This window comes from Amycolatopsis orientalis DSM 40040 = KCTC 9412 (genome assembly GCF_000478275.1).
In the GTDB taxonomy this organism is placed as follows: Bacteria; Actinomycetota; Actinomycetes; order Mycobacteriales; family Pseudonocardiaceae; genus Amycolatopsis; species Amycolatopsis orientalis.
Window position 1 is genome coordinate 21489 of sequence record NZ_ASJB01000049.1, and the last position, 10486, is coordinate 31974.

Sequence of the window (10486 nt, forward strand, 5' to 3'; positions counted from 1 at the left end):
TGGCCCCGCACCTACGAAAGTCTGGTGTCGGGGATGGCCTTACCGGCTTTACTTCTTGCCGTGCTCCAGCGGAGGAGCGATCTGCGCGCCGGACTTCTCCTCGACGCGCTCGTCGTCCTTCGACTCGACGACCGGGGCCTCGACGACCTCGTCGGCGTCCACGACGTCGGTGCTGTCCTCGTCGGTCTCGACGACCGGCTCGACCTTCTCGCGGACGGCCTGGCGCAGCCAGGTGGTCACGACGCCGGGGGCGATCTCGAGGTCGATCGTGGTGTCGGCGGTGGCGTCGGCGACAGACGCGTAGAGACCGGAGGTGGTCATCACCCGGTCACCGGGAGCGAGGCTCGCGAGCAGCTCCTGCTGCGCTGCCGCCGCCTTCTTCTGCTTACGGGTGCCCATGACGAGCGGAATCGCCACAACGAGCATCAGGAGCAGCGGCAGCAATAACTGGTTCATGGTTCTCCATTTCGAGCGGACGCCGCGCGGTGCGCTGTTTTGTCCGATTTGGCGGGGTGTGCTCTACCCGAGTGTGCCAGGTGCCAGCGGAAACTCCACAGCCACCCGTCGTCACCACGGGCCCCGAACCGCGTGAACGGTCCGGTCAGTCCTGGTCGAACAGGGTCGGGCCACCCTGGTCGCCGCGCGTGGCACCGGCCGGGGCCGGCAGTCCGAGGTGCTCCCACGCGGCCGCTGTGGCGACCCGGCCACGAGGAGTGCGGGCGAGCATACCGGCGCGGACCAGGTAAGGCTCACACACCTCCTCGACGGTGGTCGGTTCCTCCCCCACCGCGACCGCCAGCGTGGACACGCCGACCGGGCCGCCGCCGAAGGAGCGCACCAGCGCCGTCAGCACCGCGCGGTCGAGCCGGTCGAGACCGAGTTCGTCGACGTCGTAGACCTCGAGGGCGGCGCGCGCGATCTTGCGCGTGACCTTGCCGTCGGCCCGGACCTCGGCGTAGTCGCGCACCCGGCGCAGCAGCCGGTTCGCGATCCGTGGTGTGCCGCGGGAGCGGCGGGCGATCTCCGCGCAGCCGTCCCGGTCGATGTCGACGTCGAGGATCGTGGCGGCGCGGCGCGCGACCAGTTCGAGTTCGCTGTCGGTGTAGAACTCCATCTGGCCGGTGAAACCGAACCGGTCGCGGAGCGGACCGGTCAGCGAGCCGGACCGCGTGGTGGCCCCGACCAGCGTGAACGGCGCGATCTCCAGCGGGATGCTGGTGGCGCCGGGCCCCTTGCCGACGACGACGTCGACGCGGAAGTCCTCCATCGCGAGGTACAGCATCTCCTCGGCGGGGCGGGCGATGCGGTGGATCTCGTCGATGAACAGGACGTCGCCGGGCGCCAGGTTGGACAGCATCGCGGCGAGGTCGCCCGCCCGTTCCAGCGCGGGCCCCGAGGTGATCCGGATGGCGGCGTTCAGTTCGGCGGCGACGATCATCGCCATACTCGTCTTGCCCAGTCCGGGCGGCCCGGAGAGCAGGACGTGGTCCGGCGGGACACCCCGGCGACGCGCGCTTTCCAGTACGAGTTCCAGCTGTTCGCGGACCCGCGGCTGGCCGACGAACTCGTCGAGTTTGCGCGGGCGCAGCGTCGTCTCGACCTCGCGTTCGCCGGTCTGCGGCAGCGCCGAAAGCGTCTCGTCGGCGTCGAATTCCGTCACAGCCTCATAGTCCATGTGGCGGTTTACCGCTTACGCCCGAGGGTGGCCAACGCGGCGCGCAGCACGGAGGACGTCGTATGCCCGTCACCCTCACTGAGCACCTTGTCGACGGCCTGCTCGGCCTGTTTGGCCGGGAATCCGAGGCCCGCGAGCGCTTCGACGACCTCGGCCCGGAGCACGCCGGGTGCCGCGACCACCGGGGAACCGTCGGTCGGGCCGGCGAGCGCGGTGACCTTGTCACGCAGCTCGAGGGTCAGCCGCTCGGCGCCCTTGCGGCCGATGCCGGGAACCTGGGTCAGCACGGTGATGTTGCCTTCGACCAGCGCGGACCGCAGTTTGTCGGGATCGAGCACGGCCAGCGTCGCCAGCGCGAGCCGCGGGCCGATGCCGGAGACCGTCTGCAGCAGCCCGAACAGTTCGCGGGCGTCGGCGTCGGCGAAACCGAACAGTGTCAACGAATCCTCGCGCACCACGAGGGCGGTGTGCAGCATCGCCTGCTCTCCGCGGCGCAGCGTCGCGAGGGTGGCGGGCGTGGCCTGCACGGCGAAGCCGACTCCCCCGACCTCGATCACCACATGGTCGAGGCCGATGGAGAGGATTTCCCCGCGTACCGACGAGATCATCGAGCCACTCCCTGCGTCTTCGCTTCGTGTACTTTGGCGCGCTGTGCCGCGGCGGCGAGCCTGGCCTTGTGGTTCTTGGCGATCTCGGCCGCCCTGGCCTCGGCTTCGGCGAGCCGGACCCGCATCGGCTCGCGCCAGAGGTGGCAGATCGCGAGCGCGAGCGCGTCCGCGGCGTCCGCCGGATGCGGTTTGACCTCGAGGCCGAGCAGCCGCATGACCATACCGGTGACCTGCGCCTTGTCCGCACGGCCGGAGCCGGTGACGGCCGCCTTGACCTCACTCGGCGTGTGGAACACGACCGGCAGCCCGCGCCGGGCCGCCGCGAGCGCGACGACCCCGCCCGCCTGCGCGGTGCCCATCGCGGTGCGCACGTTGTGCTGCGCGAAAACCCGTTCCACGGCGACGGCTTCGGGCTTGTAGCGGTCCATCCACCGCTCGACGGCGTCGGAGATCCCCAGCAGGCGCACGGAAAGGTCGGCGTCCGGCGAGGTCCGCACGACGTCGACCGCGACGGCCCGGACGGTGCGGCCCGTGCCGCCGTCGACCACGCCGAGCCCGCACCTGGTCAGACCGGGGTCGACCCCGAGTACCCGCACGTGTTTCCCTCCGCCGTTTCACGAACATCCGTTCGAGCCTGAGGCTACCCGGAGCGATCGACGGCAGGATGGAGACATGCCGAGCCCTGCCGACTTCACCGCTCATCTGGGTCTCCAGCCGCTGCCCGTGGAAGGTGGCCGCTGGGCGCAGAGCTGGCGCGACGAAACCGCGTCGGCGATCTACTACCTGCTGGTACCGCCGGAAACCTCGGCGCCGCACCGGCTCGACCGGCTGGAGATCTACGCCCATCACGCCGGGGCGCCGGTCCGGATGCTGTTGTTGTTCCCGGACGGCCGGATCTCGCGGCCGGTGCTGGGACCGGACGTCGCGGCCGGTCAGCGTCCGCAGGTGGTGGTGCCCGCCGGGGTCTGGCAGGCGTCGGTGAGTACCGGTGAGTGGAGCCTGGCCGGGACCGTGGTGGTGCCGCCCTACACCGACGACAGCGTGGAGTTCCGTCCCGCCGCGGCGCTGGCCGCGGAATGGCCGGGTGCGGCGGACGACCTGGCGCCCTGGCTCCCCTGAGCCCGCGTTTAGTCCTCTGGATGCGCCGCGAACCAGGGCGACGGATGCCAGGAAAGGTCCTTTCCTCGCAAAATTTGCAAGGAAAGGACCTTTCATAGCACGCTCAGCAGCGACCTCAGGGACCGTCGACGCCCGGCGTCCAGCTCTCCGGGTCGCCGGATTCGGTCAGCACCGGCTGGTACCTCGCGAAGCCCTCGGGCGCGTCCGGATGCCACGGGAAATGCCCGTCCGGTGTGGCGACGATCAGCTGCAGCGCCGGGAAGTCCCCGTCCGGGTAGATCAGGAACGCGCTCCCGAAGTACTCGGGATAGTGCCCCTTCGCGACCCGCTCGAAGACCACCGGCGCGCCCTCGAAGAAATCGTCGTAGCGCTTGCCGACCTCGAAGATCTCGCCGTTGGCCGCACGGTCGACGTAGGCGTCGAGCAGCACCGGGCCCATCTGCTCGGGCAGCCCGATCACGACCGCCTCCGCGACACTGTGCAGTGCCCAGGCGCACGCGGTGAAGCAGAAGCCCGCTTCCTCGTCGTCCCCCGCGACCGCGATGACCGCGTTGCCTCTCGCCTTCGCCTGCGACTCGATCCACTGGATCAGTTCGGTTTCTTCGGCGGTGAGGGCATCGGCTTCGGAGGTCGTCACGCGCGACATTCTGCCCCACGTCCGTGCCCGCACCTAGCCCCGGCACGGATTTTCCACGGCATGGCGGGAAAAACGATCAGCCGACCTCGGCCATGACCTCGTCGGAGACGTCGAAGTTCGCGTACACGTTCTGCACGTCGTCGCAATCCTCGAGCGCGTCGATGAGCTTGAAGACCTTCTTCGCGCCTTCGACGTCCAGCGGGACACTGACCGACGGCAGGAAGGTGAGATCCGCGGACTCGTACTCGAAACCGGCTTCCTGCAAGGCTTTCCGGACCGGGACGAGGTCGGTGGCCTCGGCGACGATCTCGAAGTTCTCGTCGAGGTCGTTGACCTCTTCGGCGCCTGCGTCGAGTACGGCCATGAGGACGTCGTCCTCGGCCGCGTCACCCTTGGGCATGATCACGACGCCCTTGCGGTTGAACATGTAGGCGACCGAACCCGGGTCGGCGAGCGAGCCGTTGTTCCGGGTGAGCGCGGTCCGCACCTCCATGGCGGCGCGGTTCTTGTTGTCGGTGAGGCATTCGATCAGCACGGCCACACCGTTCGGGCCGTAGCCTTCGTAGGTGATGGTCTGCCAGTCGGCGCCGCCCGCTTCCTCACCGGCGCCGCGTTTGCGGGCGCGCTCGATGTTGTCCTGCGGGACCGAGTTCTTCTTCGCCTTCTGGATGGCGTCGTAGAGCGTCGGATTGCCATCCGGGTCGCCACCGCCGGTCCGTGCCGCCACCTCGATGTTCTTGATCAACCGGGCGAAGAGCTTGCCGCGCTTCGCGTCCAGGTTGGCCTTCTTGTGCTTCGTGGTGGCCCACTTGGAGTGGCCGCTCATCTCTCCTCCATCTACTCCTGTGCCCGCCGCTGAGCACAGTGTCGGTTTTGCTTAAGCCTGCCGCACGAGGTCGACGAACAGCCTGTGCACGCGCTCGTCCCCGGTGAGTTCGGGGTGGAACGACGTGGCGAGTACCGCCCCCTGCCGGACCGCGACGATCCTAGCGTCCGCGCCGTCCGGCCCCGGTATTTCGGGGACACTGGCGAGTACCTCCACCCCGTCGCCCGCCTTTTCGACCCACGGGGCGCGGATGAACACAGCGTGCACCGGGCCGCCTTCGATACCGGTGAAGTCGAGGTCGGCCTCGAAGGAGTCCACCTGCCGTCCGAAGGCGTTGCGCCGGACGACGACGTCGAGGCCGCCGAGTTGCCGCTGGTCAGGCCGTCCGTCGAGGGCCTGGCGGGCGAGCAGGATCATCCCGGCGCAGGAGCCGAACGCGGGCAGTCCGTCCGCGATGCGCTCGCGCAGGGGTTCGAGCAGTTCGAAGGTCTCGAGCAGCCTCGACATGGTCGTCGACTCACCGCCCGGCAGCACCAGACCGTCCACTTCGGACAGTTCACCGGGGCGGCGGACCGGCAGCGCACGGGCACCGGCGCGCTCCACCATCGCGGCGTGCTCCCGCACGTCACCCTGCAGTGCGAGCACGCCGACCACCGGCCGTGCCCCCGTCGCGATCGCCACTCGACCTCCCGAAAGACCTTCCCCCCAGCTTAGGCGTCCCGGGGAACGGGCAGGTCAGGGGACCCCGGCGAGCCGCAGCAGCGCGGCGGTCGCGGCGGCGGCCACGACGACCAGGGCGAACGGCGCCTTCCGCCAGGCGAGCACGCCGCCGACCAGGACACCGGCGGGCCGGGCGTACCCGGCGAACTCGTGCCCCTCGGTCAGCGCGGCGACCGCGACCAGGGCGGCGAGCAGGACGACGGCCGAGCGCGCCATCAGCTTCTCGGCCTTGGGCGACACGGTGAACCGCGCCTTCAGCACCGGCCCGGCGAACCGGAAGGCGAAGGTACCGGCGGCGAGCACGCCGCCCGCGATGATCAAGTCCAGCGGGTCCATCAGTGCACTCCCTCGGGTTCACGGTCGGCCGGTTCCTTCGCCGCGACACCGGCCAGTACGCCGACCAGCGCGAGCAGCACCGGCAGCCCGGCTGGCAGAAACGGCGTGGTCGCCAGCGCGACGGCCACCCCGAGGAACACCGGCAGCCGGGCGGCGCGGTCACGCAGCGACGGCAGGACCAGGGCCAGCAGGACCGCCGGGAAGGCCGCGTCGAGGCCGAAGGCGTCGGTGTCGCTGATCGCGGTCCCGGCGTACGCGCCGGCGAGAACGCCGACGTTCCAGCAGACGAACAGCCCGATCCCGCAGACCCAGTAAGCGGCCCGGCGCCGCTGCTCGTCGCGCTGGGCCAGGGCGAACGCGACCGATTCGTCGATCATGAGGTGGCTGCCGATCACCCTCGACGACCACCGTTTCCCCAGGACGTCACCGATCGCGAAGCCGAACGGCAGATGCCGCGCGTTGGCCAGCAGACCGGCGGCGACGGCCGCGACCGGGCTGCCGCCGGCGGCGATGATGCCGACGAACATGAACTGCGAGGCGCCGGCGAAAACCAGCACCGAAAGCAGCATCGGTGCCCAGATCGGGAAGCCGGAGCCCACCGCGATCGCACCGTAGGAGATCCCGACAATGGTGTCGGCGAGGCAGACCAGGCCGATGTCACGGAGGAGATCGCGCCCCAGGACACGGACGGTTGTTCGCCAAATCGAACGCATAGCGTCATACAATGAACGAACGCCACCGTGTTCGTCAAGGCGAACGCAACGACCGATGGAGCGAACGCATGTCCCCGACCGCGTCCGACGGCGCACCACTGGACGTCATCGCCACGTCCCTGCGCCGGGAGCGTGCCCGCACCGGGCTGTCCCTCACCGAGGTCGCCAAACGCGCCGGGATCGCGAAGTCGACGCTCTCCCAGCTGGAGTCCGGGTCCGGGAACCCGAGCGTCGAGACGATCTGGGCGTTGTGCGTCGCGCTCGACGTCCCGTTCTCCCGGGTGGTCGAGCCGGAACGCCCCCGCGTGCAGGTGATCCGCTCGGGCAGCGGGCCGACCGTGTTCGCCGAACACGCCGACTACGCCTGCACACTGCTCAGCTCCTGCCCGCCCGGTGCCCGGCGCGACGTCTACCTGATCCGCGCCGAGCCCGGGAAGCCGCGGCTTTCGGATCCGCATATGAGCGGCATCGTCGAGCACATGATCCTCAGCGCCGGGAGGGCCAGGGTCGGACCGCAGGACGATCCGGTCGAACTGCTGCCCGGTGACTACATCTGTTACCCCGGCGACATCCCGCACATCTTCGAGGCGCTCGAACCGGGCACCTACGGCGTGGAGATCGCGGAGTACACCTGATTCAGGCAGGCTCCTCGGCCTTCTCTTCCTCGACCTCGGCGAGCTTCCAGCCGCCCCGCCGCCGCAGCACGAAGACGTAGTACCCGATCGACAGCAGGGCGACGCAGGCCGTGACGATCAGGCTCGGCCGTCCCACGGCCGGATCGAGCAGGTTCTGGTAGACGACGAACACCAGCACGGCCAGCGCCAGCACCGGCGCGACCGGGAACCACGGCATCCGGTAGCGGGCGTGCGCGGTGGCGCCGGTGCGGCGGCCGACGATCGCGCCGAGGCACAGCGCCGCGTACACCGCCACGATCGACGTACTCGTGACCACCAGCAGCAGCTTCGGATCGACGAAGCAGAGCAGCGCGGCCACCAGGCCGGTGCCGACGGTGGCCACCCACGGAGTGCCGAACTTCGGATGCACCGCGGCCAGCGCCCGGTTGACCGGCGATGGCCACGCGCGGTCGCGGCCGCTGCTGAACAGCATCCGCGAGCTGATCAGGACGATCGCCAGCACCGCGTTGATGATCGCGAGCGCGACGGTCAGGCCGATCACCGTGCCGAGCGTGCCGCCGCCCCGCGTGTCGATGAAGTGGGACAACATGTTCTCCGAGGCGAACAGCGCGTTCAGATCGGGCGCCCCGAGGAGTACGGCGGTCACCGGGATCAGTTCGGCGAGCACCGTGATGCCGAGTGCGAACAGGATCGCGCGGGCGATCCCGCGGGAGGCGTCCTGCGTCTCCTCGCCGAAGTACACCGCCGAGCCGTAACCGTTGTAGGCGAAGATCGCGACCGAGGTGGCGATCGCGATCGCGCCGACCGTCGCCGGGCCGCCGTCCGGAGCGACCGGATGCGTGAGCAGCTCGCCGAACGAGCGGGCCGGGTTCAGCAACCCGAGCGCGCTGACCACGATCAGCGCGAGGATCTCGATCGCCAGGAAGATCCCGGTGACCCAGGCGTTGAGCTTGATGTCGAACACCCCGACGACGGCCGCGACCACGCAGCTCACCGCGGCGATCACCGGACCGGGCACGCCGGGCAGCAGCACTCCGAGGTAGGTGCCGACGCCGAGCGCGATCACCGCGACGATGAGCACCTGCGTGATGATCATCAGGCCCAGTACGGCGAAGCCCGGCAACTTGCCGAGAGTGCGGGTGACGATCGCGTACTCGCCGCCCGCCAGCGGGAAGGCCGACGCGAGTTCGGCGTAGACGAAGGCCATGAAGACGCCGACGACCGCGGCGGCCACGAAGCTGTAGAAGGCGCCCGTACCGGCCCCGGAGAGGACGCCCGGCGCGATGATGAAGACCGACGAGGCCGGGCTGATCGCGGACAACGTGATGAGCAGCGTGCCGAGGGTGCGCAGACCGCGGCGAAGTGCGGGAGTGGACACGGCCGACCTCCTGTGAGCTGGCGGAATCGGTTCTTTGACTCTCCTTCGAAGAACTGTTGAGCACGCATCAAAGGCTTTTCTCGGTGTGACGTCAAGACCTGTCCGCGATCAGCTCTTGCGTTTTTCGAACAAGATTCGAAGAATGAGCGGCATGGCAAGACCGAGCAAGGCACCGGAACGGCGAGCGGAACTGATCGAGGTGGCGCGGCGCGCCGTCGTCGAACGCGGGGTCCTGAACCTGCGGCTACGGGACATCGCCGAGGGCGCGGGACTGTCGTCGGGCTCGGTCCTGTACTACTTCCCCACCCTCGCCGACCTGCTCCAGGAGGTGCAGCGGGAGGCGGTGGCGCGCTTCTGCTCGGCGAGGGAACAGGCGGCCGCCGCGAAAACGGATCCGGGACAGCGACTGCGCTCGATGATCCGCAGCGGCCTGCCGACCGGGCCGGACGACGAACTCTGCGTGCTGCTCTACGAACTCGGCACGATCGCCCGCCGGGATCCCGTGTACGCGGCACGCCACATCGCGCTCTTCGAGCAGCAGGTGCGGATCTACACCGGCATCCTCGAAGCCGGCGCCGCCACCGGCGAGTTCACCCTGACCGCGGACGCGGTGTCGATCGCGCGGAACCTCGTCGCGCTGGAGGACGGCTACGGCCTGCACCTCACCCAGGCCGTGCCGACGCTGGAGACCGCCACCGCCGAAGCGATGTTGCTCTCCTACGCCCGCACCGCCACCACGAACCCCTTGGAGGAACGGTCATGACCCGCGCCCGCGACCTGGGTGTCCCCCTGCCCGGCCGGACCGGTGAGCACAACGCGCTCACCGACGTCCCCGGCGTCGAGATCGGCTACACGACGCTCGTCGAGGGCGAGTCCGTGCGTACCGGGGTCACCGCCGTCCTGCCGCGCGGACGTGCGGACTTCGCCGTGCCGTGCGCCGCCGGGACGTACGCGCTCAACGGCAACGGCGAGATGACCGGCACCGCCTGGCTGGCCGAGACCGGGTCGCTGACCCTGCCGGTGCTGATCACCTCGACGCACGCTGTCGGCGCGTGCCACCGTGGCGTGATCGACTGGGTGGTCCGCGAGCGACCCGACGTGGCGGCCGAATGGCTGCTGCCGGTGGTCGCCGAGACCTGGGACGGCTATCTCAACGACAGCACCGCGCCGACCATCCACAGTGGACACGCCATCGCCGCGATCGACGCCGCGCGCGGCGGGGTTCCCGAGGAGGGTTCCGTCGGGGGCGGAACCGGGATGACCTGTTACGGCTTCAAGGGCGGCACCGGTACCGCATCACGACTGGTGTCCTATGGGGACGACGAGTACACCGTGGGAGTGTTGGTACAGGCCAACTTCGGCTCGCGCCACGAACTCACCGTGGCCGGTGCGCGGGTCGGCCTCGAATTGGGCGACGACAATCCGATGGAGGAGGGCTGGTCGGCACCGTCGGGCGCGGGGTCGGTGATCGTGCTCGTCGGCACCGACGCTCCCCTGCTCCCCGGGCAGTGCACGTCGCTCGCGCGCCGTGTCCCGCTCGGCCTCGCCCGTACCGGCACCACCGGGTCGCATTTCTCCGGCGACCTCTTCCTCGCGTTCAGCACGGCGAACCCCGGCGCGCTGACCAGCCGGTTCCCGCGGACGGCGGAGGCAGAGTACGAGAACCTCCGGTTCGTTCCGTGGGGCAGGCTCGACCCGTTCTTCGAAGCCGTGGTGCAGGCGACCGAAGAGGCGGTACTCAACGCGCTGTTCGCGAACGAGGAGATGACCGGCCACCGAGGTCACCGGGTCCCCGCCCTCCCCCGTCCCCCCTGGCACCTCTGACCCCTCCCCCCGACT

The 10486-nt window shown here is 69.8% G+C and carries 14 protein-coding genes; 4 read left to right on the top strand and 10 right to left on the bottom strand.

What is annotated here, in order from left to right; translation table 11 throughout:
- Window positions 1–48: 48 nt before the first annotated feature.
- From yajC to ruvC, 4 genes are all read right to left on the bottom strand, one after another.
- Window positions 49–456 carry a preprotein translocase subunit YajC gene (gene yajC / locus L324_RS16060; RefSeq protein ID WP_037308257.1) on the bottom strand — a complete coding sequence of 136 codons (408 nt, stop codon included), beginning with the start codon at window positions 454–456 and terminating at the stop codon, window positions 49–51.
- A 145-nt stretch (window positions 457–601) separates the two neighbouring features.
- Complete coding sequence (gene ruvB, locus L324_RS16065; protein ID WP_037308260.1) at window positions 602–1675, bottom strand: Holliday junction branch migration DNA helicase RuvB; 1074 nt, start codon at window positions 1673–1675, stop codon at window positions 602–604.
- 8 nt (window positions 1676–1683) lie between these two features.
- The gene (gene ruvA / locus L324_RS16070; RefSeq protein WP_037308263.1) at window positions 1684–2283 is read right to left on the bottom strand and encodes a Holliday junction branch migration protein RuvA; all 600 of its coding nucleotides are present in this window, start codon (window positions 2281–2283) and stop codon (window positions 1684–1686) included.
- Window positions 2280–2879 carry a crossover junction endodeoxyribonuclease RuvC gene (ruvC, locus tag L324_RS16075; RefSeq protein ID WP_037308266.1) on the bottom strand — a complete coding sequence of 200 codons (600 nt, stop codon included), beginning with the start codon at window positions 2877–2879 and terminating at the stop codon, window positions 2280–2282. Before ruvC ends, ruvA begins: the two co-directional genes overlap by 4 nt.
- Window positions 2880–2955: 76 nt before the next feature.
- Here ruvC and L324_RS16080 point away from each other — a divergent pair, with 76 nt between their 5' ends.
- Window positions 2956–3402, top strand: a complete 447-nt coding sequence (locus L324_RS16080) for a cupin domain-containing protein (protein WP_037308269.1) — start codon at window positions 2956–2958, stop codon at window positions 3400–3402.
- A gap of 115 nt (window positions 3403–3517) precedes the next feature.
- Here the strand turns inward: L324_RS16080 and L324_RS16085 are convergent, their stop codons facing one another.
- The 5 genes from L324_RS16085 to L324_RS16105 form a co-directional block, all read right to left on the bottom strand.
- A complete protein-coding gene (locus L324_RS16085; protein WP_037308272.1) occupies window positions 3518–4048 on the bottom strand; it encodes a DUF4262 domain-containing protein in 531 nt (176 codons plus the stop codon).
- Between the two features lie 67 nt (window positions 4049–4115).
- On the bottom strand, window positions 4116–4865 hold the full coding sequence (locus tag L324_RS16090) for a YebC/PmpR family DNA-binding transcriptional regulator (RefSeq protein ID WP_037308275.1): 750 nt from the start codon (window positions 4863–4865) through the stop codon (window positions 4116–4118).
- A gap of 51 nt (window positions 4866–4916) precedes the next feature.
- Complete coding sequence (gene pdxT, locus L324_RS16095) at window positions 4917–5546, bottom strand: pyridoxal 5'-phosphate synthase glutaminase subunit PdxT (protein WP_037308278.1); 630 nt, start codon at window positions 5544–5546, stop codon at window positions 4917–4919.
- 54 nt (window positions 5547–5600) lie between these two features.
- The gene (locus L324_RS16100) at window positions 5601–5921 is read right to left on the bottom strand and encodes an AzlD domain-containing protein (RefSeq protein WP_005159089.1); all 321 of its coding nucleotides are present in this window, start codon (window positions 5919–5921) and stop codon (window positions 5601–5603) included.
- A complete protein-coding gene (locus tag L324_RS16105; protein WP_037308284.1) occupies window positions 5921–6634 on the bottom strand; it encodes an AzlC family ABC transporter permease in 714 nt (237 codons plus the stop codon). The genes L324_RS16100 and L324_RS16105 overlap by 1 nt, the downstream gene beginning before the upstream one ends.
- Window positions 6635–6702: 68 nt before the next feature.
- On the opposite strand from L324_RS16105, the gene L324_RS16110 reads away from it, so the two are divergent.
- Window positions 6703–7269 (top strand): helix-turn-helix domain-containing protein, encoded by a 567-nt coding sequence (locus tag L324_RS16110; RefSeq protein WP_037308297.1) that lies wholly within the window; start codon window positions 6703–6705, stop codon window positions 7267–7269.
- A gap of 1 nt (window position 7270) precedes the next feature.
- Here the strand turns inward: L324_RS16110 and L324_RS16115 are convergent, their stop codons facing one another.
- Window positions 7271–8647 carry an APC family permease gene (locus tag L324_RS16115; RefSeq protein WP_037308286.1) on the bottom strand — a complete coding sequence of 459 codons (1377 nt, stop codon included), beginning with the start codon at window positions 8645–8647 and terminating at the stop codon, window positions 7271–7273.
- Between the two features lie 151 nt (window positions 8648–8798).
- Between L324_RS16115 and L324_RS16120 the strand changes: the two genes are divergently transcribed.
- Both L324_RS16120 and L324_RS16125 read left to right on the top strand, forming a co-directional pair.
- Window positions 8799–9410, top strand: a complete 612-nt coding sequence (locus tag L324_RS16120; RefSeq protein WP_037308288.1) for a TetR/AcrR family transcriptional regulator — start codon at window positions 8799–8801, stop codon at window positions 9408–9410.
- Window positions 9407–10471: a DmpA family aminopeptidase gene (locus tag L324_RS16125; protein WP_037308289.1), complete on the top strand. Its 1065-nt coding sequence runs from the start codon at window positions 9407–9409 to the stop codon at window positions 10469–10471. Before L324_RS16120 ends, L324_RS16125 begins: the two co-directional genes overlap by 4 nt.
- The last annotated feature ends 15 nt before the right edge of the window (window positions 10472–10486 follow it).